Raw genomic sequence first — 23,701 nt, 5'->3', positions numbered from 1 at the left:
AATGCGCCGGAGCGGCGCTTTTGGACGATCTAGCACTGTGTCGGGGTGATTGCTGGCTCCCGGAGCAGGGGGCAAGTTATTGAATTTAGTGGTATAATTGACTTATAGCGGCGTCTGAACTAGCTCCTTACCGACAATTTCGACATTCAAGACAGTGGGTAGTTAGGAAAGGCGTTAGGATCGGATGGCGCGCAACCTCCTGACCACGGCTGCGATAAAGTCAGCAACCAAACCGAAAATCAGGGACGGGGACGGGCTATGGCTGCACAAAGCGGCGTCAGGTCGTCAGTATTGGGTTTTCATCTACACCCGCGCCGGCAAGCGACGCGAACTCGGGCTGGGCCGATATGGCGCCTTGCCGGGGGAGGTCGGCCTGACCTTGGCGCGACGCAAGGCCGACGAGATTAGAACTTTGCTCGCCGCCGGCCTCGACCCGTACACTGAACTGAGCAAGCGGAAGGCCGGCGAAGATCGCCCGACCTTCGGCAAGATCGCCGACGAATATATCGAAGCGATGAAGTCACAGTGGCGCGGTAGGCACACCGAGCCGAGATGGCGCCGCTTTGCTGATGTTCATGCGCTGCCGCTTCGCAAGATTCCGATCGCGGATGTAACGACGGACGACGTTGTGAAAATGCTCCGGGTGATATGGACGACGCTGCCGGAGACCGCGGGCAAATGCCGTGAAATGGCAAAGATGGTCCTCGACCACGCCAAGGCTCGCGGGCTGCGATCCGGTGACAACCCGGCACAGTGGAAAGGCCACATCGACCAAATCTTGCCGAAGCGCGACGCCCTATCCAAAGAGAACCACGCGGCGATGCCTTACACGGATGCGCCCGCGTTCTTTGCCAAGCTGGCGGATGAGACGAGCGTCTCGTCCCAGGCTCTGGCCTTTACCATCCTCACCGCTGCACGATCGGGCGAAACTCGCGGCGCCTTGTGGAATGAGATGGACATGGACGGCGCGCTTTGGGTCGTGCCGGCGGCGCGCATGAAATCAGGGAGAGAGCATCGGGTGCCCCTCTCTCCCGCGGCTGTTGGTATCCTGCAGGCCATGATGGCCCGGTCTGTGAGCGACTACGTGTTTCCCGGCGGTCGAGACAAGGCGCCGCTTGCTGACGTGTCGCTGTCGAAGCCGCTGGGCAAGCTCGGGGCCGGGGCCTTCACGGTTCACGGCTTCCGATCTGCATTTCGCGACTGGTGTGGCGAGGCCACTGATTTTCAGCGCGAGGTTGCGGAGGCCGCGCTTGCCCACTCGGTCGGCGACGCCGTCGAGCTAGCCTATCGTCGAGGTGACGCTTTGCAAAAGCGCCGGAAGCTTATGGATGCTTGGGCGTCGTTCCTCTTAAAGAATGACGCAATCGGGCATCGCTAAGCCGGCCATAGGCTAATTGTGGACAATAAGGAGTAGGAACCGCCATAAGCTTAGGGCTGTCGCTCATGGCAGCATCTTCCCCGAGGAAGTCATGCTTACCAGCGCTCCCAACAATGACAATTTGCCGGCTCTGATCAACATCGGCGAGGCCGCCCGCCTCACGTCGTTGAGCCGGCCTCAAATCAATATCCTTCGCGGAGACGGTCGGTTTCCGGAAGCCGTTCGGCTCGGCGAACGCCGCATCGCTTTCGTCCGCGGCGAGGTTCACGACTGGATAGCGGCGCGGATTGCAGCCCGGACGGGGAGGGCGGCGGCATGAGCCGCACCGACCAATTACAGGCCGCCCTTACCGCTCTAAACGTAGAGATGGTCGCGAAGCTCAAACTCGAGGCTGACGACCACTGGCCAGATTTCTGCAGCGATTACGACGAGCCGGAAGCGCGGCGCCAGCATAAGCGTCTCGTCGACCGCTTGGCCGAGACGAACAGCGGGATTCGTCCGATCGCGCCTTCCTGAACGCCGTCCCCGGCGCGGCCACCGCCCGGTCGAAACCCGTTGCCGCAGCGCCGCGCCGGGCTGCCTCCCCCGCCACGAACCCACCGCAACCTGCGCCGATCCCGGCGCCGGATCGCCCCCGCTTGTCCGGCAAAAGGAGCTTCCATGAAGATCACAGAACTGCGCCCCGAACGCGATCGGGGGTCGGGCTCACTGCTCGCCAGATTTGACCTGCAGGTCACCGACGGCCTTCGCATCTTCGGACTTCAACTTCGCCAGCGCGCCGACGGCTCATATCGGATCGCCGCGCCGAACCTATCCGGCCGGCACGTCGCAACCTTCACGCCGCCCGTCGCCATCGAAATCACCGCCGCCGCCGTTGCGGCTTACCTTGGAGGGCCAGACGCCCGTGACCATGCCCGCACCTGATTGCAGCGCCAAGCCGCTTGTCGACCTAACCGCTCTGATCGGTCCGATTAGGCCGTCCGATTGGGATGTCGAAAATCCTGGCCCGGAAACCGCAGACGACGTCGAGTGGCTCGCGCGAAAGCAGGGCTGCGAAGACCTGTCTTATAGCGTTGAGTTATCAGCCTATTTGGATCGCCAAAGACTAGCTGACTTTGACCGAGAGATCGGCGCCGCCGCCCGCGGCACTAGGCTCGACGTCGTGGCAAAGTTATGCGGTCTTAAGAACACCATGGACCTGAGGCGGGCTGCTCCTACAGCAGCCAATGACAACGCTCGTGTCTCCACATCCGTTGACGCCGAAACGCTGCTCGGCATGGTCTTTGCCCCGATCAAGTATGTCGTTCCTGGCTTCGTCGCTGAGGGCCTGACGATCCTTGGCGGACGGCCTAAGCTCGGAAAGTCCTGGCTCGCTCTCGACTTCGGTATTGGCGTCGCATCCGGCGGTGATTGCCTCGGCACGACCTGCGGTCAGGGCGATGCGCTGTACCTAGCACTCGAGGATAATCAGCGTCGGCTTCAAGACCGGCTGCGGCTTGTACTCCCCCAGCAGGGTCGTCCCGACATTCGGCGCCTTACGCTGGACACCGAGGCTCCCAAGATCGGCGCTGGCCTAATCGAACGCCTAGACGCCTGGCGCCTTTCGGTCGAGCTACCGCTGCTCGTCGTGGTCGACACCCTAGCCATGGTTCGGCAGCCCAAGGGCCGCAATCAAGATTCCTATGCAGCCGATTATGATGCGCTGTCTCCGCTGCAGCGTTGGGCCAGCGAGCATCGGATTGCAGTCGTCGTCGTGACGCACGTCCGCAAAATGGAAGCGGAAGACCCGTTGGAAATGATCTCGGGCACGAACGGCCTAACCGGTGCGGCGGATTCGATATTGGTGCTCACGCGCACTGCGGACGGGCCGAAGCTCTATGGACGTGGCCGCGACGTCGAAGAAGTCGAAAAGGCACTGCGGTTCGATGCCGGCCGTTGGTTTGTCATTGGCGATGCTGCTGACGCCAAGCGATCCGATGAACGGCGGCAGGTCATGGCCTCGCTGAGGGCCGGCAACCGCTCACCCGGCGAGATCGCTAAGGACACCGGCATGAAGTTGGCCAACGTCCAGTACCTGCTCGGTAAAATGGTTGAGGCGGGTGAGGCAGAAAAAGGGGGGTACGGTCTCTATGTACCCCCCTCAGAGTGCTAAGACTCCTCAGTCTGAGGACTCTGAGGAGTCTTAGGTACTTACATAAGAGCGAAACGGTCGTTGTAATCTGCAACGCCCGTCTGGCCGGCAAGCGGCGGTCAGGACCGCTGCGCTTTCTTTGCTCTTAAAGTCAGGACCGCCTTGATCGCAGACTGCTGAACACTCGGATCAAGCTCGCTCTGACGCATTGCGTGCACGGCCGACATTTTCCGTACCTCAACGTCGCATTGCCCTCTCATGGCCAAGGCGATTGTAGAAGCGTCTGAAATGCCATCATCGAGGCGTTGAGCGGATCCCCAAAGGCACGACGTCAAGCTTTCCAGTGCGTCCTTCGCATCAGCGCTTCCGGGCCTTTCTGACACGCAGCCCTGTAATGCGGTCGCACACATAAAGGCGACTAGGTAGGATCGAGACACTTGCTAGGCGCGCTCAACAAAAGGTTTCGCAATTATATGCGTGACTTTTACGATCGCGTAGCCATTTTTTGCGACCTCAGCAACAACACGGGCGTCGATGTCCTCTAGTTCATCTTCTTCGGTGACGTCCCATGTCGCGTCGCGGCCCATGTAGTCGGGTACATGCAGCCGGCTTTGGGCATAGACAACGTCTTTCATCGCGACAGACTTGCCGTCGATCATTTTCGTGAATTTGACCAAGATCATCGTGCTTCTCCCGCTGCCCATACCGACCGTCGCACGGATCGCGAACCCTACGCTACGGGCTGCACTCTCTGACGGGCGCTATCCCTGCGGGCCACACTGGTAGCGGACCTACGGCCCGTGCCCGTCCACGGCCCGCACTGCCCCGGCGTGATGCCATCGGCGCGAGTGGCGACCCTACCCCCCCCCCAGGCAAGGGACCGTGTGATAAATATCACACCGCCTCGGACGCAAGACCCCCAGATGTCCGCAGCCGCGGACTCCGAAAAGGGGGTAACAACTGTTACGAAAGGTAACAAGAAATGGCCTCTCAAAGCGAATATGCGGCCCATCGCGGCGTCAGCCGCAAGACGGTCACCGTGTGGAAACAGCGCGGTTTGCTCGTTTTAAACGCAGATGGCAGCGTCAACGCTGCCAAAACCGACGCATTTATTGCGAACCACGGTGGTAACATCACTCCGTTACCATCCCGGGCAAATGTGTTACCTAGAGTGCCCGCGGATGTCCCCAAGGTAACAACCAAGTGCCCCCACTGCGGACACCCCACTTTGCCAAGTCGTTGAGTTCGTTAGGGCAAGGTGCCCGCAGGCTGGGGACAGTGCGGACGCCGGCTGGGGACAGTGCGGACACCTTGCAATCCCGTTCTGGATCACGCAGCACTGGCCGCTACGACAAATCTGGAGTTGCGCGGTGTCTATGAGTTTCGAGGAAATCAAACAGGCTTCGAAAGAGAAGTTGGATTTTGATCGCCGACAAACCAGTGAAATATCCGAGACAACACCGCCTGCGATAACGTCAGCGATTATTGCTTTTGCACGGGGATTTTCAACGGGCGCCCCCGATTTCGTCAGCGTAGCGCCAGACCAATTCGGCACTTACGGTTGGTGCTGTGATGGTGTCCGAGCAAAAATTGCGACGGATGGCGGCAGTGAGGTTTTCGGTTGGACGATTTGGGAGTGGCCGCAAGTCCTACTCACTGCCGAATTCCACTGCGTTTGGAAATCTGACGACGGGGATCTGGTCGATATAACGCCAAAGCCTCAGCATGAAGAACGAATACTTTTCGTCCCTGATCCTAATTATAGTCCCGAATTCAATTTTGATAATCGCCCCGGAAACAAACGTGCTAGTTTATTTGAAGAACCGGACACTTATGAGATTGCCGATCAGAAAATCAGCAAAATGTCTGCGAGCCAACTAAGCTACGAGACTCGGCGATCCGAAAAAGCTGGCCTTTCACTGCAAGAATTTATTGCTAAAAAGCATGTTATCCATCCTCTTGCTGCGGCCATTGACGATTTTATACTGCAATACGAAGATCATGACCGTGAATTCGATAGCTTCGGAGTGTCGGGGCAGGTCGCGGTTACAAATAGCTTCATAGCCAAGGCAAAACGCTTGAATGAGACTCTTTTGAAGGTGCGGCGGCTTCATAAGGATTGGAAAGGCAGCAAGAGTTAAATGCGATCCCGCGCGTCAACGCTCCAGCATTTGGCATAGGTGCGCCCGCATGCGCTACGCGGCCCGATCTGTGGATAACGGGCAGAACAACCGCGCAGCGACGCCGTATAGGCTCGCTAATCCGCATAAGTTGCAGATTTTCCCGAAGCAATTTTTACGCGCTCTCCAACCCGTTGATTCCGTTAGGCAATCCAGAACGGCGTTATGAGGCCATGTGTTATAATTCCAAAGATTAGGAAATGGCCTGATCGCGAATGCGCCGCCAGCGCTAGCGAAAGCCCCGATGCCGCACGCGTCCCACTGGTCTCCCGTTGTCAGTCATCATCTAGGCAGCCTGCCGTTCCGAGTTCCTGCGAACGACAACACCCCGGCGGCCCGTCGCCGCATTCTGGAGACCTGGCGCGCCATGGCGCCCGAGAATGACAGAGCGATATTCTCGCGTCGGGCTGCGACTGCCGCGCCCCGGATGGCGGGCCTTGCTGCCGAGTTGGCCGGCCTGATGGTGTGGAAGCGCCTGCGTGAAGATTCTGAAAGCGATGGCGTCGGCTCGAACTGGCTGGCCGCGCATGAGGCCCCCTCGGCCGACAACGCGCCGTCGCAGTCGCCGCTCGTCGAGTTCGTAATCAAAGAGGACAGCGCCGAGGCGCTTTTACGCCGCCTCGGCGACTACGAGACCGCGGCGCGCGAGGACGTCATTTTGCGTCGTAACGTCGACGGCGGCTTCGACATAGCGGAACGGCGAACGTCGGTTGTCATCACCGGCCAACGGTCAGGCCAGTTCGAACGCTACCCCGAAACTCGATTCCGAAAGAAGCCGCGGTCGCGCACGAAGCTGGTCGCGCCAGGCGGGCTTCGCCGCTGCGGCCTGGCAGTGTTTTCTGGCCCGGAACACCGCGGCAAATCCGAACCGCCCACCGTGCGCGTCGGCACCCTCGGCTACCTGACGAGGTCTGGCGCCTTCGTCCGGCTCGATGCGGAGTGGGACCACGTAGAGCGCACGAGCAGCACCCCGCCAGCGGCCGCAGTCGTCGACCCAGACACGGTGATTGATGCGCGTCGCCGTATCGGCCGGCTGCTTTCGACGCTCGGCGAACGCGACGTCCTGGCGCTGGACGTCGCGTTGCGCGCCGAGAATTTCGCCGCGATGGGAGCGGCCCTCGGCCACGCCGGTAGCTATGCGCCGAAGGCAGCACGTCGCGCCCTCCTGGCGGCGTGCGAAGCTTTAGGTGCCGCCCTCGAAGAAATCGACGCCGCCTGACCGGGTTCGTGTCTCGGAATTGCAGCGTGTCGCAATGTATATAAGCGGCAATCAAGCCCGCGACGATAATCCGCCCGCCACTCCAAGGAGTTGGCGGGCTTTTCTATTGCCTCTCATTTCCACGTTCGCGAAGAACAGGAGAACGATATGTCCGACGTCCGCCGATGGCGCACGATCGACGCCGCGCGCGCGGCCGATTGTCCGTATCGCCACTTTAGTACGCTGCTCGATCGCCAAATCTTCCGCCTAGCCGAAGATGACATCGCCACGACCGGCCCCGGCCACAGCCGGCAGTTGACCCGCGAGTCGGTTTTTAGACTGGCCGCCACCGTCGCGCTTGCTCGAGCCGGCATCAACTACAGGCTAGCCGTCAAGATCGTCGACGACTTCGCCGTGCTCGGCGCCGACGACGACTTCCCGACGACGCTCGTCGCCGACCTGGCCAACGGCGGCCGGATCATCAGTGCCGGCGAGACCGCGTCGATCGCGCTCGCCGTTGACCTTGGCCCGATGTTCGCGGCCGTCAACGATCGCCTTTCCAAACTGGACCCGACATCATGACCAAGAAATTCTCCATCGACCCAGCGCGCGTTGAGCGCCTGACGTCCCGCAAGGACGCGTTGTTCGAGGTAGCGCGAGACGCCGAGCGTGAACGCAACGAAGCGATCGCTTCCCTAAAGGCGATCGAGACAAGTCATGCGCTCTCCCGCGAGACCGTCCGCCGTTGGATCGCGCCGCCATCAGAGGTCGCCAAGCTCGCGCAGTTGAGGGCGGATTTCGAAGCGGCCACGCGCCGAGCAGCGTCGGCCCTTGCCGACGCGCAGGCCTACGGCCGGATCGCAACATCCGTCGCCGAATACGCCAAACCCCGCCCCGCCACCTGGCGCGATGCGATGGGGGGATTCTGACATGGCCAGCAAGTCAACCACAGGCGGCTTGGCCGCGTCGATCGCCGCCGCCAATGCAGCAATCGAAACGAAGCGCGCGCGCATCGCCGAACTACAGGGCCACCTTAGTTTTCTTGAGACCGCCAATGTCAGCTTCGACGAGGTCGAGAGGCGTGTCGACCGCGCCATCGCATCCGCGCAAGGACGAGGTTTGCCGACACAGAACGGCCTACGGTCGCGCCGCGAAGGCGATTGGGAACGGGAGTTCAACACATCAGCAGCGGGACATTCCGGCACGGCTGGCGGCCCGCGGATTGACGCCCGGCCGTTCGATTTCTTCGCGATCCTGGCGCCCGACGCACTGCGGACCGCTTTGCTTTCAGGCTATCTGACCGGGTCGGTTACGGAGCCTGACCGGGCCGCAGAGATGGCGAAGGCCGAGGCCGAGCTATTCGAGTCAGAGTGCCACGAAGAAATCATGTGCCGTGGGTTCGACGCCGTAATGGGCCGAGGTGGCGACTTCCCCCGCCGTGAAGACGCGCAACCCGCGATTCTTTGCGCTCCCGATCATGAATTGGAGTCCGCATGCGTATCCTAAACGGGACGGAACTGCGCCTGTATGGCCCGGTCGGCTATCTCGACGGCAGCGAGGGATTCACCTCCGCAGATGTTGTCGACGCACTGGCCGCAGTTGGAGGGGATGCGGACATAACCGTTCGCATTAACTCGGGAGGCGGTTGGGTGCATGAGGGCGTGGCAATCCACACAGCCCTTGCGGCCCATAAGGGCAGGGTTGCTGTTCAGATCGACGCCGTCGCTCTTTCGGCCGCTTCCCTGATCGCCATGGCAGGTGACGAAATCACCATGGCGACGGGCGCCCTGATGATGCTCCATGACCCGAGCGTGATCACAGGCGGCAACGTCGACGACCACGGTCGCAGCATAGAGCAGTTGCGAGCGACAGCCGCCGCGATGGCCGATGTTTACGCCCGCCGTACACGCCAGTCGGTCGCAGCGATCCGCGCGGCTATGTCTGCCGAAACGTGGATGACTGCCGACGAGGCTGTCTCTCAGGGCTATGCTGACCGCGTCGGCAGCGCACCAGCCAAAACCGCTGCGTCGTTCGACCACAGCCTCTATTCCCACGTTCCGTTCACAGCGCTTGCCGCAATTGCTGCACAAGCCCGCGCCGATTCCCCCGCGGGCCGCGCCAGCGCTGCCGGATGGGCGAAAGCAGCGGCCAAGCTCAACGGTCCCGCGGCTGTCGACGTCGATTCCGCAATCGAGCGGGCCGAAGCCATTCGCGCTGCGGCTGCCGAGCGAGGCGTGACGGCTCTAGGCGAGGAATTGGCCGCCGGCAAACTGCCGGTCGCCGAAGCCCTGGCGCGCCTTTACCGGTATCCCGCCAAGATTGTCATGACATCGGCGCTTGCCGGCGTCCCGACGCTTGCGGCTACGCTTGCGGATCGGCGGGGCGTGCCGTGATCCGGAACTTTAAATGGGCGCCAAACGAAAAGACGTTGGCCAGGTTCAGCGTCGAAACGGGCGGCATTCTTCTGCGATCCGTCACGCTGAGCATCGGCGGAAATGGCGGCTACAAGATGTCGCCGCCAAAATTCGGCGGTCAGGCCGCGTTCGTCGTCCCGCCTGACATTTGGGCTGAGGTCCAAGACGCCGCGGTCGCCCGATACGAGCGCCATCGGCGCTCACTGACACAACGCCCTGCGGTCATCGCGGCGGGCTGATCCTTCCCAACATCACCTTCCCCACGCCGCCGGCATCCGCCGCGGGCTTTTTGCATTGCAAAAGGTGCCTCCGCGCCCATTCAAACCACAATATCGGCACCGTCCCCGACGACCCGCGCGCGTGGCCGATCCGTCCACACTCACAATCAACCGCGTCGGCCTTAGCCCCGCGCCGCCGCGCGCTTGCGGCCGAAAGGATTTCCCATGACCCAACGCATTCCAGCCAAACTCGATGTAATCCGATACAGGACCACATTCTCTCGGCTGACCAAGCCGAAGCGCCAAAGAATTTCTCAGCTACAATCTGCACTAGCAGAGCTTACGTGCCCAAGTGATAACGCCGAAGACGTCACCCTGCGCGCTGATCGTGCCATCGCCAAAGCTGCGCGGAGGCTGTCGAGCCGAAATGCTTCCGATCCCGCAGAAACTGAATGGCGGGAATTTTATGGGTACAGGATTCTGGCCGCCCCCGATCACGGGGTCGACGGTGAGCGCGCTGCCAAGCTCGCAGACATCGCAGACGAGTTGCTACAACTCGAATGCGAGGAAGAATTGTTGTTCCGCGCATATGAATTAGCGACTGGCTACAGCCGGTCCGACAACGCATCCCTTCGCCCCGACGCGCGGGATGATATTCAACGCGCGGGTGGCAACGATCTCATGTGTTGCTTGAGCGGGCCGGCACATGGGCGATTTCTGATTCAGAGAATGCCGGCGACGACCGGCGGCACGGATATCCGTTCGGTAGATTCCTGGTCCGCACTGGAGCCGCCGCTCACACCGGAGCAAACAGCGGATATTCGCACGCGCAGTCGCGCGCCAAGGACACTGCACCGATGACTGACATGCGGGCGCGGGCCATTATCGAAGCCGTCGACAAGACGGGCAAGACCTTCGACAATATTGCCGGGAAAATGAAGGCTGTCGACAAGGCTGCGGCCGCGCTCGGCAAGGCGTCGGGCATGGCCAAGCTCGGCAAGCAAGCCGACGCCGTCGCGGCGTCACTGCAGAAGGTCAGCGCGATCGACGCGTTTCGCGGATCGCAGGCCAGCTTTACGGCCGCGCGCACCGCGTTTCGCGACGCGTTGGCCAATGTCGCCCGTCTCGGCGCCGAAATGGCCAAGGCCGGCAAGCCGACCGCCGCACTCGGCCGGGGATATGCAAAAGCGCAGCGCGAGGTCCGCAGCGCGTCGGCCGCATTTGAAGCGCAGAAGTCCGCCGTCATCGCGAACAAGCGCGCGCTCGAGCAGGCCGGCGTTCCACTGTCCAAACTCGCCGCGCAAGAGCGTCAGCTAGCCGCAGCGACGAATACCGCCACGGCGGCCCTGCATAAGCGCCAGGCGGCTTTGATGCGGTCGCAGGGGCGCAAGGAAGCGGCCGGTGCGCTTGCCGCGGGAGCGGGCGCGGGCTTGGCCGCGAAGGCACCGGGCTTCATTGGAAAGGTAGCATCGACGGTTGCCGATTTCGACATCGCGATCCGAAAGCAGCGGGAATTCACTGACATAAGCGAGGCCGCGCAGAAGGGCGCACTGCTACCCCAGGCGAACCGGATCGCGCAGGCGACGCAGTTCAACAATCTCGACATCGTCAAAGCCCAGACTAAGGCCATGCAGGGCCTGCCGTCCAATATTACCGGCGATCTAAAGGCCGAAATCGGTCAGGGCATCATCGAGAACGTCAAGAATTACGCTCTCGTCATGGAAGCCGATATGGAAAAGGCCGCGGAGGCAATCCGCAGCTATTTGCAGTCGACCGGCAAGGACATTTCGACAAAGGAGAAAGCGCTTTTCGAGGCCAACAAGGCCACCAATCAGCTTGTCAAAATGGCCAAGCTCGGCGGCATGTCGGACGAGGACGTTCAGCAATATATCAAATACGCTGCCGCATCCGGCACGGCTGCCGGACTGACGCCCGAATCCATGATGTCGATCGCGGCCGTCGCCAGGCGCGCGGGCCTGCGCGGTGACGAAGCCGGCACGTTCATGCGATCTACGGCGTCCAAGCTTGTCGCCCCGACTAAAGACGGGCTTGCGGCTCTCAACGCGGCAGGGATCGACTATAACAAGTTCGTCAAGATGCCGGGCAGCCTCGACGTCAACGGCCTGCAAGGTCAGTTCCGCAATGGCATGGGCCTCGAGTTCACGCCGCAGACCCGCGCCAATCTCGAAAAGGTCTTGGCGGACAAGGGCCTGATTGGTGACAAGGGGAAATTCACGACCGCTGTCACCGAGGCCGTTGAAGGTCAGATGGGCAAGACGAAAAAGGGGACGATGAAACCCGCCGATCGGGTCAACGTTGCCAAGGCAGCCGGCAAGTTCCATCAGATGTCCGCCGAGTCCGTCGACGCTGAAGGGCTGCTCGACGCGGTCATGCAGTCGAAAATGACGCTCGCGCAGTTGAATGCGTTCCTGACCAACAAGCATGGTGGCAAGGGCGCGATCACGGCGGCGCAGCGTGACGAGTATGTCTCGAGCCGAAAGGCTTTGGGCGGCGCCGGGGATGATCCCGACTTCGCGAAGAAGAAAGCCGACGCGATCATGGCCGGCGTTGGCGGTTCCTTCGAGCAGGCAAAAGGCGCGATCGAGCAGTTCGTCTTGTCGGTTGGCAGAGCCAACGAAGGGCTGATCAAGTTTGGCGCCGATCAGTTTTCAAATGGCCTCGGACTGTTCGACAAGTTGCCGGACGGTGGGAAGCAGGCTCTGTCGCTTGGCGCAGGCGCTGCGGCCCTCTACGGCGGCGCTAGAGGAGCGATGAAGCTTTCGGGCCTCATCACAGGCGGTGCCGCCCTTGGCGCGTCAGCGGCCGCTCTGGATGCGTCAGCGGCGGCATTGACTGCGGCGGCCGTGAAGCTCGGTGGCGGAAGCGTCGTCAACGACGTCATGAAGAAAGGCGCGCCTGGCGTGGCCATCGGATCGGCTGCGTTGGGTGGCGCCGCTATCGCTGCCGTTGTCGGAACTACGGCGATCCTGCTCAACGACTACAAGCCTGCGGCGCCTGGTGTGACCAAGGAAAACGCCCTACCGGGGCAGGAGCATGACGACGCGAAAAAGCGTCGCCATGAGTATCACGAAAAGCTCCGTGCCGAGACGCAGGCGGTCAAGGCTACAGTTGAAGGGCCGGTCACCTCGACGCTCGAGGGTTCGATTGCGTCAACGCTAACCGTCAAGATCGACGGCCCTGGCACGGTTTCGGGCATGTCGTCGACGTCGTCAACGCCGCTGGTGAAGACCAGCGTCGGTACGTCTATGGGCCATCTGGTCACCCGATAAGGTTGACGGCCTTTGGGCTGTCATAGGACGCCCGCGTGATCCCGGATGTACGGACACGCGGGCGTCATTTAAACCGAGTACGTGTAGAATTTACCCTCGCCATAATCATAGAGTGATACCGTTTTTCCTTTTATGGTTCCGGTAAAATGGTGGCCGTCGCCATAATCATAGCCCTCAAACTTCTCTCCATTGACCTTTAGGCTAAGGTGGCTGCTTTCACCGTAGTGATAGCTATCGGAAAAGTGAGCGGACGCTTCAAAGTCGTAGCCTTTACTCATAATGGCGTACGCCGAACTGTCAAAGCTGTAGATGCTCGAAGGAGCCTTACCTGTATGCTTTTCGACGGCTGAACTTACGATTGCTCGCCGGATTGTCTCTTTCATATCGCCCCCGTGGTGGAGAGGTTGGTGCGGCGAGTTTCCTCTCGCCGCACCTTTGCAGCTAAGCTGAAACTCAGCGACGCCCCTTTTTCTCGTCCTGACTCAGAACCGACGCAGCGAGTGTCTTGACCTGAGCTTTGGTGGGCTTCGCTCCGCCGAGCACCTTTCCGGCGATCGACGAGGCTTTGTTACCAGTCTGCTTCGTTGCCATTTGAATGGCTCCGGGTGGCTTGCTCTGAACCCTTTTCCCGAGCTAAACACGCGTTGTTCAGACTACGTGATCCGGTACTGCTTAGGCGCACCGGACCTAATGCAGAGGGGCAGGGCCGCAGACGCAGCCTTGCCCTTTTTTACGCGAATCACCGGCTATTCGTCAATGACTAGTGCTGATTTGAGCCTGTGGACACGACATCTGGTAGGTTATGGAGCCATAGGCATAAGGTTCAAAGGCCTCGGCTAACGCTAGACAAACGCATAAGGAATTCGCGTGCACGGCAAGATTGTCACAATCTTCGCGCGAAAAAATACCTCAGATGCCCGTGATCCCAGTTAACGGGGAGTCGGGCGTTCAACTGGCACCGACCATTCGTCCGTCAAGCGCCGCGCGATCCATTTTGCCAGCGCCTCGGCCTCTTGCGGGCTGAATAGCTTCGCGACCTCGCGCCGTAGGTCGGCCTCCTCGCAGTAGATGCTAATTGTACGATCGAGCGCGTCGCGGATTTGGAAGCACGCGACCTTGTCGTTGAGTCCGTGAAGGCGGCGGATGCGGAGTGGGGGGCGCATCCGAATATGTTCCGCATTTGTTCTGCCTTTGCAAGCCAGGACCCGCGATCTGGGTCTGTTCCCGCGTTAGGTCGAAATACTCCCGATACCATCGGCGCATACTAATGATGCTTGACAAGCTCTAATAGTATTGCTTGTCAAGCAATATAGTATTTGACTAATTTCTTGTGCGAGAGATTTAATATATTCACGCCATTCCGGCGTCGGAGATTCCGATCATGAAATTCGTTGCTGTTGACATGGCTCCTGCGATTCCGAACGGCTGGCAGACACTTGAAATCATCGAAAGCGATTATCGGCCGAACGCCACCGGCGACGGCATGGTGCTGCGGCTCGATTGCCTCGGCATGGAGGGCGCCCGGCATATGATCGCCCTGCCGCTTGAGAGCGACGACCCCGCGACGCAACAGGCCGGCCAGGCAGCCTTTGCGGCGCTGCGGTCGGCGATCGGCGTCATAGACCCGGCGGATACTGCCGAGCTTTACGGCCGGCCATTTGAAATCCACACAGGAGCCCGCGGCACGCGTTTGCGGCCGGTGCAGTAGCGAAGCAAGGCCGGACACGGCCGAGCGGCTGGCGATCTGGCCACACACGATCAGGCGAGTCGCCCTGGGGCGATTCTGCCTCACGTCAAACCGCACAATCTTGCTAGTTGTGGCAATAGCGATTTGGGAAAAGCGCTAGGGGAGGGCGCCAAAGCGGCGTCATTTTCCCAACGATATCAACGATTTAGTGGATTTAGCTGGCTCCCGGAGCAGGATTCGAACCTGCGACCAATCGATTAACAGTCGATTGCTCTACCGCTGAGCTATCCGGGAACGGTGGCGGGGTAATAGCGGCGCGATGGCCACCGCGCAACCCCTTTTCGCCGGCAATCCGCAACCGTCTGTACATGGCCTCAAAACACGCTGCCCCGCTTGCGGCGCCGTGCCGCTTGTGGTTATAGCGTCCCTGCGAGACGGCTTGCCGCTCGCGGAAGGCCTCGTGGCGGAGTGGTTACGCAGAGGACTGCAAATCCTTGCACCCCGGTTCGATTCCGGGCGAGGCCTCCAAAGCAATTTTCGACATCATCGGTCGTTGCGTCCTGACCTGCGCTGTGGCGCGGTCCTCGGCGCAGCTTTGTCGGGAGTAAGCCGCGCTTGCCTTTTGCGCTGCACTCGAACAGATAGCAGCCATCAACGGCGCCGAATGCGCCGCTGCATCGGTCGCCGCCAGCCCTGTAGGCGCGGCTGCCGGTTCGGGCCGTGGACGGAGATTTCGGGCATGGAAGGTTTCCTCGAGCTGCGCCGCAACATGGTCGATTGCCAGCTGCGGACCTATGATGTGACGGACCGGGCCGTGCTCGCCGCCGCCGATGCCGTGCCCCGGGAGGCGTTCGTCCCGTCGGGCGCATCGCATCTTGCTTATCTCGACCAGCCGATCGCCTTGCCTGGAACGGGTCGCGCGCTCATGGCGCCGATGGTGGTGGCGCGGATGATCCAGAAACTCGAGCTGGAGCCCGGCGAAAACGCGCTCGAATATGCCGGCGGCAGCGGTTACGGCGCGGCTCTGATGCACCATGTCGGCGTCGCGACCGCGCTTTGGGAGCCGGATGAAGCGGCTCGCATGCTCGCGGGGCCGGCTTTAGGCGCTGCCGGTGCGGCTGCGGTCGCGATCCTCGACAAGGAGCCGGCGGCTGGCTCCTACGACGCGATTCTCGTGAGCGGCGCTTGCGAAATGCAGCCTTCGACGCTGTTTCCTCTCCTGCGGGAGGAGGGCAGGCTGATTGTGATCGAAGGCGTCGGGCGTGCCGCACGCGTCAGGCTTTACCAGAAATCGATGGGTGCGGTCTCCGGGCGGACCGTTTTTGACGCGTTTGCGCCGGAATTGGTCGAGTTCCGTCGTCCACCGGCATTTACCTTCTAATGTGCAAGGTGTCGCATTTTTGCGCCACCTTGCGGTTGAAACCGATCGGGCTGTGCCACCGCGTTGGCTCAGGAGCCGGATCGGAGTATGAGTCCAACACTTCTGCCGAGGCTGGGGCGATGCCTAGGCGCGACTTTGCGTGCGCACGAGAGGCGTCCAGTGGAAATACGACTGAATAAGAATCAGCTGGGTCTAGGCGTGGCGGGCGGCATTGCCTTCGTCATCGCAGCCGGCTTGTCGAACGGTGCGATGGCACAGACCATGGAGGCCGCGCTTGCGCGGGCCTATGGTGCCAATCCGACTTTGAACGCTCAGCGTGCCTCGGTGCGCGCCACCGATGAGAACGTTCCGCAGGCGCTGTCCGGCTATCGTCCGCGCATCACGGCATCGGCCGATATCGGCGCGAGCATCACCCAGTCCGAGATCCCGGGTCTGGCCAGTTCGTCCCCGTATCATACCTCGCAGACGTCGAAGCTTGGTCCGCGTGGCGCGGGCGTCCAGATTACGCAGAACATCTTCGACTCCGGCAAGACGCAGGCGCAGGTCAGCCAATCCGAATCGCAGGTGCTGGGCGCGCGGGCGGCCTTGCGCAACACCGAGCAGAACGTTCTGCTCGACGCGGCCACGTCCTACATGAACGTGCTGCGCGATACCGCGATCCTCAATCTCAACCGCAACAACGTCGAGGTTCTGGAAGAGCAGCTGCGCCAGACGCGCGATCGCTTTCAGGTCGGCGAGGTGACACGCACCGACGTGGCGCAGGCCGAGGCCAGCCTTGCGGCCTCGCAATCCCAGGCCATTCTCGCCGAATCCAATCTGAAGACCTCGGTCGCGCGCTATCGCCAGAATGTCGGCGCCGAGCCGCGCCAACTTGCGCCGGCCCGGCCGGTCGAGTCCTTGTTGCCGCGCAACCTGCCGGCCGCTCTTGGCCAGGCCTTGGTGAACCATCCGGCGATCGTCGCATCGCTCCACGGCGTGGATGCAGCCGAACTGCAGGTAAAGGTGACGGAATCGAGCCTTTACCCGGTGCTCGGCCTCACCGGCGCGGTCCAGCAGCGCTACGACAATCAGTATTATGGCGACAACCGCCTGTCGGCCAGCATCGTCGGCTCGCTGACGATCCCTATCTATGAAGGCGGCCAAGTTTACGCAGCGACGCGCCAAGCCAAGGAAACGGCCGGTCAGCGCCGCATCGAAGTCGATACGCAGCGTGACACGGTGCGCGCCGCGCTGGTTTCGGCCTGGGGTGGGCTCGAGGCCGCGAAGGCGCAAATCGTCGCGGCGCAGTCGCAGGTCGAGGCGGCAACCACCGCTCTCGCAGGCGTACGCGAAGAGGCGAAGGTCGGTCAGCGCACGACGCTGGACGTGCTCAATGCCCAGCAGTCGCTCGTCAGCGCGCGGTCCAGCCTCGTCAGTGCCCAGCGCGACCGGGTGGTCGCTTCCTATTCGGTCTTGTCTGCCTCCGGGCGCCTTTCGGCCCAGACGCTGAAGCTCAAGGCCGAATCCTACGATGCGCGCCAGCATTACGATCAGGTCAAGGGCCTGCTCTGGGGCACGCAGACGCCCGACGGTCGCTGAAAAGCCCCGTCAGCTTCGGCGCATTCTCGCAACAGCGCGGATTTCTCCTGTGGGAGAGGTCGCGCGCTGCTTGTGCCGCGCGAGTCTCATGGAATACTGCCGGCTGGAGCAGCGTTGATTCCATCGACGCGCATAGGATCCAACGGTCCAGGCTGTCATGAACGCGCAAGCGAAACCCAACGAACCGTCGATGGAGGAGATTCTCGCCTCTATCCGGCGGATCATCTCCGACGACGAGACCAAGCCGGCGGAGGAGGGCGCTCCAGCGGCAGAAGCCCCCATTGCGGACGAGCCTGAGCCGGCGCCGCTGGACGACGATGTCCTGGATCTAGGCACAGAGGCGGCTTTCGTCGCTGCTCCAGCGCCCACTCCGACACCCGAACCGCACTACGAATCCGATATCGATTTCGCGGAGCCTGAGCTGGAGCCGGAGCTTCAGGCACCCGTCATCGCTATGGCCGTACCCGAGCCCGTATCGATGCCGGAGCCGCCACTGGCTGCCGCGCCGATGCGGCCTGCCATCGACATGGCCACGCTGCTCTCGGATCAGACGAGCTCGGCGGTAACCAGCGCCTTCGGCAACCTCGCTAACACCGTTCTCAGCAGCAATGCTCGCACGCTTGAGGATCTTGTGAAGGATATGCTGAAGCCCATGCTCAAATCATGGCTCGACGATAATCTGCCGGGGATGGTCGAGCGTCTGGTGCGGGCCGAGATCGAGCGCGTTGCACGCGGCGGCCGCAGCTGAACCACGCTGCCAGTAGAACACTAAAAAGAGGCCGGCTCGCGAGAGCCGGCCTCTTTTGTCTTCGCCTCACGCTTCGGCTGGTCGGTCGCGCTCTTTCTGAGGCCGGTCAGGGTTGCTCTCGTCCGACGCTTCGCTTCGGCGGTCATTGAGCCGGGACGGAGCATTCGAAGAGCGTCGGGCCTGCTTGAAATCGTCGAAGGCGCCGGCCTCGTCGAGCCGCTTGAGCGCATAGCCGGCGATGGCGAGCGCCGCGGCAGGCGCGCCCAGACGAGACACGAGCATGGTGAGGCCAATGGCGACCGGGCGGGGGTAATGCCCTTCGGCGGCCCGAACGGCGACCCAGGCGCCGAGTGCGTTGACGAGCAATTTCATGTGCATCGGCTCCTTACAATGCGACCTTGCGATTTTCGCCGAGGTCGGGTTTGGCGCCGGTCAAAGCTGCGGCAGCCATCTTGACGCTGGTGACGATCTTGCCGGGGCTGTCCCAGTATTCGGCCATGCTCGGGCGAACCCGCAGGACACGAATGTTGGGGTCGTCCTTGCTGTCCCAGAAAGCCTTGTTGCTGTCATCCCACAGCTCGTGGACGCGCGCTCGGTCTTCGAGGACGCTCGCGGTCCCGGTGACTGACAAGTATTTGTGGCCACTGGTATCCGCGAAAGCCAGACAGACATTGTCGTTCACCTGGATTTCGTCATCCTTGTGATTGCGGCGATCGGTCAGAAAATAGATCGTGTCCTGATCCCGCTCGCCATGCGCGTACATCGGTCGAGCCCGCAGCTCGTCGCCCTGACCGTCATGGGTGACAAGCATGGCGAACTTGATCGAATCGATAAGCTCCCAGACCCGATCCTGATCGCTGTGATGAGACATGGTGACCCTCCTCGGGAATGACGTTCCGCTGAACTCGGGTTTTCAACCTCAGCCGGCCCGACAGGTTCCGCCGCTTCGTCGATTGGAGCAGGACGGAACATCGCGCGGGCCGGCGCGTAGTCGTCATCGGTGGGGCCGTGGGGGCCGTCCGCCTGGATCGCCATGCGGTCCGTCGACCAGGATCCGGGGGATCAATAAAATGGCCAAGATCAAGGGTAAGGTGGCTTCGCCGAAGAGCGAGATGCCGAAGGGCAACGATGTCATCATGAAGGGCGCCGCGCCGAAGACCGCCGACACGACCAAGGTCGTCAAGTCGAGCCGCATCGAGTTGGCCTCCAATACCAAGACCAAGGTCATCGGCGTTCTGAACGAGCGCCTCGCCGACGGCATCGATCTCGCACTGATCACCAAGCAGGCGCACTGGAACCTCAAGGGGCCGGGCTTTATCGGTATTCACCTGATGCTGGACGGCTTCCGCGACGAGCTCGACATCCATGTCGATACGGTGGCGGAACGCATCGCCCAGCTCGGCGGCATCGCGCTCGGCACGACGCAGACCACTGCGCAGATGACCTCGCTGAAGCCGTATCCGACCGAAATCATCTCGGTACAGGACCATCTTCAGGCCCTGGTCGAGCATTACGCCGATGCCGGCAACAAGGTGCGCGAGGCGATCGATGCTTGTGACGAGGCCGGCGACGCCGACAGCGCCGATATCCTCACCGCCTATTCGCGCATGCTCGACAAGTCGCTCTGGTTCATCCAGTCCAATATCGGCTGACCAGCCGGCCCGCGTGTGCCATCGAAAACGTTGACGCGCGGGGCGTCCATAGGCTCTTAGAACGCTCTAAGAGCTTTTGGCCTTTTGAAACGGCCGGGGCAGGTCCCCGGCCGTTCTGCGTTCGAGCGAAGCGATGATGGACAAGACTTTCGAGCCGGCAGCCGTCGAGGCCCGGATCAGCAAGGCGTGGGACGAGGCCGAGGCCTTCAAGGCCGGCCGTGGCGCGCAGCCTGGCGCCGAGCCTTATTGCATCGTCATTCCGCCGCCGAACGTGACCGGCTCCCTGCATATGGGCCACGCGCTCAACAACACGCTGCAGGACGTGCTGTGCCGGTTCGAGCGGATGCGCGGGAAGGACGTTCTCTGGCAGCCGGGCACCGACCATGCCGGCATCGCGACGCAGATGGTGGTCGAGCGCAAGCTGGCGGCCGAGAACAAGACCGACCGCCGCACGATGGGCCGCGAGGCTTTCCTGGCCGAAGTCTGGAAATGGAAGGAAGAATCGGGCGGCACCATCTTCAACCAGCTTCGCCGCCTCGGCGCCTCCTGCGACTGGTCGCGCGAGCGCTTCACGATGGACGAAGGCCTGTCCGACGCCGTTTTGAAGGTCTTCGTCAGCCTGCATAAGCAGGGCTTGATCTACCGCGCCAAGCGTCTGGTGAACTGGGACCCCAAATTCCAGACCGCGATTTCCGACATTGAGGTGCTCCAGCTCGAAAAGACCGGCTCGTTCAAATGGCAGCGCGGTGGCGAGGATGCGTTCGAGGAAGCCAAGCTCGACAAGGCGCTGAGCCGTGATCCGAACGGGCATCTCTATTATTTCGACTACCCGCTGGAAGGCGCGATCTACGATCCGGCTGACCCCTCGAGCTTCATCACCGTCGCCACCACCCGGCCGGAAACGATGCTGGGCGATACCGGCATCGCCGTGCACCCCGACAACGAGACGCTGGGCGGTCTGATCGGCCGCAACGCCGTGCTGCCGCTCGTCGGTCGCGTCATCCCGGTTTTCGGCGACGATTATGCCGACCCGGAGAAAGGCACCGGCGCGGTCAAGATCACCCCGGCGCATGACTTCAACGATTTCGAGGTCGGCAAGCGGCACCAGCTCGAGATCATCAACATTCTCGACGGGGAAGCGCGGATCACGCTGGCCGGAAACGAGGATTTTCTCGCAGGCGCCAAGCCGGAATCCGAGACGCTGGCGCTTGATGGTCTCGACCGCTTCGCCGCGCGGCGCCGCATCGTCGCGATGATGGCCGAGCGCGGGCTCCTTGCGAAGGTCGAGCCGAATACGCACACGGTCCCGCATGGCGACCGTTCCGACGTCGTCATCGAGCCCTGGCTCACCGACCAATGGTATGTCGACGTCAAGCCGTTGGCGCAGCGCGCCATCAAAGCGGTGCAGGATGGTCGCACGAGGTTCACGCCGGAGAACTGGACCAAGGTCTTCTACGACTGGCTGGAGAATATCGAGCCCTGGTGCGTCTCGCGCCAGCTTTGGTGGGGCCACCAGATCCCGGCCTGGTTCGGTCCCGACGGCGAAATTTTCGTGGCCGAGTCGGAGGCCTCTGCCCAGGCGCTGGCCGTCGGTCATTACGGCGGGCCGGTGGAGCTGCGCCGAGACGAGGACGTGCTCGACACCTGGTTTTCCTCGGCGCTGTGGCCGTTTTCCACGCTGGGCTGGCCGGACCAGACCCCGGAGCTGACCCGCTATTATCCGACGGCGACGCTGGTCACGGCCTTCGACATCATCTTCTTCTGGGTCGCCCGGATGATGATGATGGGCCTAAACACGATGGACGAGGTGCCGTTCAAGGACGTCTACATCCACGCCATCGTTCGCGACGAGAAGGGCGCGAAGATGTCGAAGTCGAAAGGCAACGTCATCGACCCGCTGGTACTCGTCGACCAATACGGCGCCGATGCGCTCCGCTTCACGCTGGCGGCGATGGCGGCCCAGGGCCGCGACATCAAGCTCAGCACGCAGCGCGTCGAGGGCTATCGCAACTTCGCGACCAAGATCTGGAACGCGGCCCGCTTCGCCGAGATCAATGGCTGCCTGCGGGCCGAGGGGTTCGATCCTGCCGCTGTGAAGCAGCCGCTGAATCGCTGGATTCTGAGCGAGGCGGCGCGGGCGGCCGACGAGATCGCGGCCGGCATTCCGAGCTTCAGGTTCAACGAGGCGGCCGGGGCGGCTTACCGCTTCGTCTGGAACCAGTTCTGCGACTGGTATCTCGAACTTGCCAAGCCGGTGCTGCAGGGCGAAGGGGTCGATGCCGCCGAGAAGGCCGAGACGCAGGCGACGGTCGCCTATGTCATCGATGCGATCTGCCAGCTCCTCCATCCGTTTATGCCGTTCCTCACCGAGGAGCTATGGGCGCAGAAGGTACAGGCCGGGGCGGCCCGAAAGCTCGCGACCGGCGATGCCTCACTCGTCTGCCTGACGCATTGGCCGGAACTTGCGAAGCTGAAGGACGACGCGGCCGAGGCCGAGATCGGTTTCGTCGTCGACCTGATTTCGGACATCCGGTCGGTGCGCTCCGAGGTGAACGTGCCAGCGGGAACACAGGCTCCGCTCGTCCTCGTCAGCGCATCCGATGCGACCCGCGCCACCATTGAAAGCTGGAGCCCGATGATCGAGCGGCTGGCCCGCGTCTCCGCAATTTCCTTCGAGGCGGCGGCGCCGGCCCAGTCGGCCCAGATCATCGTGCGAGGGGAGGTGGCCGCGCTGCCGCTCGCCGGGCTGATCGATCTCGAGGCCGAGCGCGCTCGCCTGACCAAGGAACTCGCCAAGCTCGACCAGGACATCCTCGTGGTCGAAAAGAAGCTCGGAAATCCCGATTTCATGGCGCGTGCGCCAGACGAGATCGTCGAGGAGAACCGCGACCGAAAGGCAGCAGCCGAGGCCCGCAAGCTGAAAGTCGGGGAGGCGTTGGCGCGGCTCGCCTGACCCTGCTGATCGCAATCCGGACATCGCTCTGTCGTCAAATTGACGCTGGAGCGAGAGAGTACTGGCCATCGCTCCCGAGGGAAGCTTATATGCGCCACGCGCAGCGCTGCCATGCGCATGCCTTGGCTGATAACAGGATGGTCCACCCGCCTCATGCTTAAGCGCGCTTACGACTGGTGCGTCTCTTACGCGTCCCATCCCGGTGCTCCGTGGCTGCTGTTCGCGCTGACGTTCGTCGAGAGTTCGATCAGTCCGCTGCCGCCGATTCCCTTGCTGCTGCCGATGTGCATCGCGAGGCCGGATCGCGCCTGGTTCTACGCCGGCGTGTGTTCGCTTGGTGCCGTACTCGGGGGCTATGTCGGCTATGGCATAGGGTTCCTGCTCTACGACTCGCTGGGTTCCTGGCTGATCGGGCTCTACGGCCTCCAGGACAAGGCCGCGCAACTGATTTCCAGTTCGCAGGATTACTGGTTCTGGGTGCTGGTCACGAAGGGGCTGACCCCGATCCCCTTCAAGATCGTGACGATCATGTCGGGATTCCTGCATTTCGACCTGTGGAAGTTCACCATCGGCATGGTGGTCTCGCGGACGAGCTTCTTCTTGCTGATCGCGCTCGCACTGCGGTTCTATGGAGACGACATCCGCATCTTCATCGAGAAGCATCTGCCGATGACGGCGCTGGCCCTGCTCGTCGTCGTGGTCGGCGGTTTCTTCGTGCTGCCGATGGTTCTCTAAGGCGCGCCACTCACTCGTTTGTGACATTGCCGCAACAGCGCACTCGCATCGAATGCAGCGGGCCGGGTTCATTCAACCCCGCCGCGAAGCCGCCACAAACCAAGCTCAGCAAATGCGCCTGCCAAGCTCCAAAGATCGAGTTCGATCGGAAGTTTGGC

General features: G+C 62.0%; 26 protein-coding genes and 2 tRNA genes. 22 read left to right on the top strand and 6 right to left on the bottom strand.

The window, feature by feature from the left end; all coding sequences use genetic code 11:
- Positions 1-184: 184 nt before the first annotated feature.
- From AC1DR6_RS02705 to AC1DR6_RS02685, 5 genes are all read left to right on the top strand, one after another.
- Entirely contained in the window at positions 185-1,378 is a 1,194-nt protein-coding gene (locus tag AC1DR6_RS02705) for a tyrosine-type recombinase/integrase (RefSeq protein WP_476827626.1), read from the top strand.
- A gap of 91 nt (positions 1,379-1,469) precedes the next feature.
- A complete protein-coding gene (locus AC1DR6_RS02700; protein WP_476827625.1) occupies positions 1,470-1,697 on the top strand; it encodes a helix-turn-helix transcriptional regulator in 228 nt (75 codons plus the stop codon).
- Positions 1,694-1,894: a hypothetical protein gene (locus tag AC1DR6_RS02695; protein WP_476827624.1), complete on the top strand. Its 201-nt coding sequence runs from the start codon at positions 1,694-1,696 to the stop codon at positions 1,892-1,894. Before AC1DR6_RS02700 ends, AC1DR6_RS02695 begins: the two co-directional genes overlap by 4 nt.
- A gap of 144 nt (positions 1,895-2,038) precedes the next feature.
- Complete coding sequence (locus AC1DR6_RS02690) at positions 2,039-2,302, top strand: hypothetical protein (RefSeq protein ID WP_476827623.1); 264 nt, start codon at positions 2,039-2,041, stop codon at positions 2,300-2,302.
- Positions 2,289-3,530, top strand: coding sequence for an AAA family ATPase (locus AC1DR6_RS02685; protein ID WP_476827800.1), 1,242 nt, complete (start codon positions 2,289-2,291; stop codon positions 3,528-3,530). The genes AC1DR6_RS02690 and AC1DR6_RS02685 overlap by 14 nt, the downstream gene beginning before the upstream one ends.
- Before the next feature lie 419 nt (positions 3,531-3,949).
- Here the strand turns inward: AC1DR6_RS02685 and AC1DR6_RS02680 are convergent, their stop codons facing one another.
- A complete protein-coding gene (locus tag AC1DR6_RS02680) occupies positions 3,950-4,192 on the bottom strand; it encodes a hypothetical protein (protein WP_476827622.1) in 243 nt (80 codons plus the stop codon).
- Positions 4,193-4,879: 687 nt separating this feature from the next.
- On the opposite strand from AC1DR6_RS02680, the gene AC1DR6_RS02675 reads away from it, so the two are divergent.
- The 9 genes from AC1DR6_RS02675 to AC1DR6_RS02635 all read left to right on the top strand — a co-directional run bounded on the left by AC1DR6_RS02675 (position 4,880) and on the right by AC1DR6_RS02635 (position 12,809).
- Positions 4,880-5,650: a hypothetical protein gene (locus tag AC1DR6_RS02675; protein ID WP_476827621.1), complete on the top strand. Its 771-nt coding sequence runs from the start codon at positions 4,880-4,882 to the stop codon at positions 5,648-5,650.
- A gap of 406 nt (positions 5,651-6,056) precedes the next feature.
- A complete protein-coding gene (locus tag AC1DR6_RS02670; protein ID WP_476827620.1) occupies positions 6,057-6,908 on the top strand; it encodes a hypothetical protein in 852 nt (283 codons plus the stop codon).
- Between the two features lie 147 nt (positions 6,909-7,055).
- Positions 7,056-7,469 carry a hypothetical protein gene (locus AC1DR6_RS02665; RefSeq protein ID WP_476827619.1) on the top strand — a complete coding sequence of 138 codons (414 nt, stop codon included), beginning with the start codon at positions 7,056-7,058 and terminating at the stop codon, positions 7,467-7,469.
- A complete protein-coding gene (locus AC1DR6_RS02660; protein WP_476827618.1) occupies positions 7,466-7,816 on the top strand; it encodes a hypothetical protein in 351 nt (116 codons plus the stop codon). The genes AC1DR6_RS02665 and AC1DR6_RS02660 overlap by 4 nt, the downstream gene beginning before the upstream one ends.
- 1 nt (position 7,817) lies before the next feature.
- On the top strand, positions 7,818-8,393 hold the full coding sequence (locus AC1DR6_RS02655; protein ID WP_476827617.1) for a hypothetical protein: 576 nt from the start codon (positions 7,818-7,820) through the stop codon (positions 8,391-8,393).
- Complete coding sequence (locus tag AC1DR6_RS02650) at positions 8,381-9,280, top strand: head maturation protease, ClpP-related (RefSeq protein WP_476827616.1); 900 nt, start codon at positions 8,381-8,383, stop codon at positions 9,278-9,280. The genes AC1DR6_RS02655 and AC1DR6_RS02650 overlap by 13 nt, the downstream gene beginning before the upstream one ends.
- Before the next feature lie 35 nt (positions 9,281-9,315).
- The gene (locus AC1DR6_RS02645; protein WP_476827615.1) at positions 9,316-9,540 is read left to right on the top strand and encodes a hypothetical protein; all 225 of its coding nucleotides are present in this window, start codon (positions 9,316-9,318) and stop codon (positions 9,538-9,540) included.
- A 204-nt stretch (positions 9,541-9,744) separates the two neighbouring features.
- Entirely contained in the window at positions 9,745-10,380 is a 636-nt protein-coding gene (locus AC1DR6_RS02640; RefSeq protein WP_476827614.1) for a hypothetical protein, read from the top strand.
- Positions 10,377-12,809 (top strand): phage tail tape measure protein, encoded by a 2,433-nt coding sequence (locus tag AC1DR6_RS02635; protein WP_476827613.1) that lies wholly within the window; start codon positions 10,377-10,379, stop codon positions 12,807-12,809. Before AC1DR6_RS02640 ends, AC1DR6_RS02635 begins: the two co-directional genes overlap by 4 nt.
- 68 nt (positions 12,810-12,877) lie before the next feature.
- On the opposite strand, the gene AC1DR6_RS02630 is transcribed toward AC1DR6_RS02635, so the two are convergent.
- The gene (locus AC1DR6_RS02630) at positions 12,878-13,192 is read right to left on the bottom strand and encodes a hypothetical protein (protein ID WP_476827612.1); all 315 of its coding nucleotides are present in this window, start codon (positions 13,190-13,192) and stop codon (positions 12,878-12,880) included.
- Between the two features lie 70 nt (positions 13,193-13,262).
- Positions 13,263-13,400, bottom strand: coding sequence for a hypothetical protein (locus AC1DR6_RS02625; RefSeq protein WP_476827611.1), 138 nt, complete (start codon positions 13,398-13,400; stop codon positions 13,263-13,265).
- Between the two features lie 790 nt (positions 13,401-14,190).
- Between AC1DR6_RS02625 and AC1DR6_RS02620 the strand changes: the two genes are divergently transcribed.
- Positions 14,191-14,517 (top strand): hypothetical protein, encoded by a 327-nt coding sequence (locus AC1DR6_RS02620; RefSeq protein WP_476827610.1) that lies wholly within the window; start codon positions 14,191-14,193, stop codon positions 14,515-14,517.
- A gap of 198 nt (positions 14,518-14,715) precedes the next feature.
- Here AC1DR6_RS02620 and AC1DR6_RS02615 read toward each other — a convergent pair.
- Positions 14,716-14,790: transfer RNA gene (locus tag AC1DR6_RS02615), tRNA-Asn, on the bottom strand.
- A 160-nt stretch (positions 14,791-14,950) separates the two neighbouring features.
- Here AC1DR6_RS02615 and AC1DR6_RS02610 point away from each other — a divergent pair.
- The 4 genes from AC1DR6_RS02610 to AC1DR6_RS02595 all read left to right on the top strand — a co-directional run bounded on the left by AC1DR6_RS02610 (position 14,951) and on the right by AC1DR6_RS02595 (position 18,203).
- Positions 14,951-15,024, top strand: a tRNA-Cys gene (locus AC1DR6_RS02610).
- Between the two features lie 211 nt (positions 15,025-15,235).
- Positions 15,236-15,877, top strand: coding sequence for a protein-L-isoaspartate O-methyltransferase family protein (locus tag AC1DR6_RS02605; RefSeq protein ID WP_476827609.1), 642 nt, complete (start codon positions 15,236-15,238; stop codon positions 15,875-15,877).
- A gap of 198 nt (positions 15,878-16,075) precedes the next feature.
- Positions 16,076-17,455, top strand: coding sequence for a TolC family outer membrane protein (locus AC1DR6_RS02600; RefSeq protein WP_476827608.1), 1,380 nt, complete (start codon positions 16,076-16,078; stop codon positions 17,453-17,455).
- Between the two features lie 157 nt (positions 17,456-17,612).
- Positions 17,613-18,203 carry a PopZ family protein gene (locus tag AC1DR6_RS02595; protein WP_476827607.1) on the top strand — a complete coding sequence of 197 codons (591 nt, stop codon included), beginning with the start codon at positions 17,613-17,615 and terminating at the stop codon, positions 18,201-18,203.
- 66 nt (positions 18,204-18,269) lie between these two features.
- On the opposite strand, the gene AC1DR6_RS02590 is transcribed toward AC1DR6_RS02595, so the two are convergent.
- Positions 18,270-18,575 (bottom strand): hypothetical protein, encoded by a 306-nt coding sequence (locus tag AC1DR6_RS02590; protein ID WP_476827606.1) that lies wholly within the window; start codon positions 18,573-18,575, stop codon positions 18,270-18,272.
- 13 nt (positions 18,576-18,588) lie between these two features.
- Complete coding sequence (locus AC1DR6_RS02585; RefSeq protein ID WP_476827605.1) at positions 18,589-19,074, bottom strand: pyridoxamine 5'-phosphate oxidase family protein; 486 nt, start codon at positions 19,072-19,074, stop codon at positions 18,589-18,591.
- Between the two features lie 265 nt (positions 19,075-19,339).
- Between AC1DR6_RS02585 and dps the strand changes: the two genes are divergently transcribed.
- From dps to AC1DR6_RS02570, 3 genes are all read left to right on the top strand, one after another.
- Positions 19,340-19,855 carry a DNA starvation/stationary phase protection protein Dps gene (gene dps / locus AC1DR6_RS02580; RefSeq protein ID WP_476827799.1) on the top strand — a complete coding sequence of 172 codons (516 nt, stop codon included), beginning with the start codon at positions 19,340-19,342 and terminating at the stop codon, positions 19,853-19,855.
- A 133-nt stretch (positions 19,856-19,988) separates the two neighbouring features.
- On the top strand, positions 19,989-22,808 hold the full coding sequence (locus tag AC1DR6_RS02575) for a valine--tRNA ligase (protein WP_476827604.1): 2,820 nt from the start codon (positions 19,989-19,991) through the stop codon (positions 22,806-22,808).
- A 153-nt stretch (positions 22,809-22,961) separates the two neighbouring features.
- Positions 22,962-23,543 (top strand): YqaA family protein, encoded by a 582-nt coding sequence (locus AC1DR6_RS02570; protein ID WP_476827603.1) that lies wholly within the window; start codon positions 22,962-22,964, stop codon positions 23,541-23,543.
- Positions 23,544-23,701 lie beyond the last annotated feature (158 nt).

This window comes from Allobosea sp. P5_A5, from assembly GCF_056400625.1.
Note: the sequence above shows the minus strand (reverse complement) of the source record. Positions and strands in the feature narration are given on the sequence as shown.

Coding starts and splice junctions, on each gene's coding strand:
- AC1DR6_RS02685 (WP_476827800.1), top strand. CDS start 2,289: ATGCCCGCACCTGATTGCAGCGCCAAGCCGCTTGTCGACCTAACCGCT.
- AC1DR6_RS02585 (WP_476827605.1), bottom strand. CDS start 19,074: ATGTCTCATCACAGCGATCAGGATCGGGTCTGGGAGCTTATCGATTCG.
- AC1DR6_RS02650 (WP_476827616.1), top strand. CDS start 8,381: ATGCGTATCCTAAACGGGACGGAACTGCGCCTGTATGGCCCGGTCGGC.
- AC1DR6_RS02605 (WP_476827609.1), top strand. CDS start 15,236: ATGGAAGGTTTCCTCGAGCTGCGCCGCAACATGGTCGATTGCCAGCTG.
- AC1DR6_RS02575 (WP_476827604.1), top strand. CDS start 19,989: ATGATGGACAAGACTTTCGAGCCGGCAGCCGTCGAGGCCCGGATCAGC.
- AC1DR6_RS02670 (WP_476827620.1), top strand. CDS start 6,057: ATGGCGCCCGAGAATGACAGAGCGATATTCTCGCGTCGGGCTGCGACT.
- AC1DR6_RS02665 (WP_476827619.1), top strand. CDS start 7,056: ATGTCCGACGTCCGCCGATGGCGCACGATCGACGCCGCGCGCGCGGCC.
- AC1DR6_RS02570 (WP_476827603.1), top strand. CDS start 22,962: ATGCTTAAGCGCGCTTACGACTGGTGCGTCTCTTACGCGTCCCATCCC.
- AC1DR6_RS02625 (WP_476827611.1), bottom strand. CDS start 13,400: ATGGCAACGAAGCAGACTGGTAACAAAGCCTCGTCGATCGCCGGAAAG.
- AC1DR6_RS02660 (WP_476827618.1), top strand. CDS start 7,466: ATGACCAAGAAATTCTCCATCGACCCAGCGCGCGTTGAGCGCCTGACG.
- dps (WP_476827799.1), top strand. CDS start 19,340: ATGAAGGGCGCCGCGCCGAAGACCGCCGACACGACCAAGGTCGTCAAG.
- AC1DR6_RS02595 (WP_476827607.1), top strand. CDS start 17,613: ATGAACGCGCAAGCGAAACCCAACGAACCGTCGATGGAGGAGATTCTC.
- AC1DR6_RS02590 (WP_476827606.1), bottom strand. CDS start 18,575: ATGAAATTGCTCGTCAACGCACTCGGCGCCTGGGTCGCCGTTCGGGCC.
- AC1DR6_RS02635 (WP_476827613.1), top strand. CDS start 10,377: ATGACTGACATGCGGGCGCGGGCCATTATCGAAGCCGTCGACAAGACG.
- AC1DR6_RS02640 (WP_476827614.1), top strand. CDS start 9,745: ATGACCCAACGCATTCCAGCCAAACTCGATGTAATCCGATACAGGACC.
- AC1DR6_RS02705 (WP_476827626.1), top strand. CDS start 185: ATGGCGCGCAACCTCCTGACCACGGCTGCGATAAAGTCAGCAACCAAA.
- AC1DR6_RS02620 (WP_476827610.1), top strand. CDS start 14,191: ATGAAATTCGTTGCTGTTGACATGGCTCCTGCGATTCCGAACGGCTGG.
- AC1DR6_RS02655 (WP_476827617.1), top strand. CDS start 7,818: ATGGCCAGCAAGTCAACCACAGGCGGCTTGGCCGCGTCGATCGCCGCC.
- AC1DR6_RS02695 (WP_476827624.1), top strand. CDS start 1,694: ATGAGCCGCACCGACCAATTACAGGCCGCCCTTACCGCTCTAAACGTA.
- AC1DR6_RS02680 (WP_476827622.1), bottom strand. CDS start 4,192: ATGATCTTGGTCAAATTCACGAAAATGATCGACGGCAAGTCTGTCGCG.
- AC1DR6_RS02700 (WP_476827625.1), top strand. CDS start 1,470: ATGCTTACCAGCGCTCCCAACAATGACAATTTGCCGGCTCTGATCAAC.
- AC1DR6_RS02690 (WP_476827623.1), top strand. CDS start 2,039: ATGAAGATCACAGAACTGCGCCCCGAACGCGATCGGGGGTCGGGCTCA.
- AC1DR6_RS02630 (WP_476827612.1), bottom strand. CDS start 13,192: ATGAAAGAGACAATCCGGCGAGCAATCGTAAGTTCAGCCGTCGAAAAG.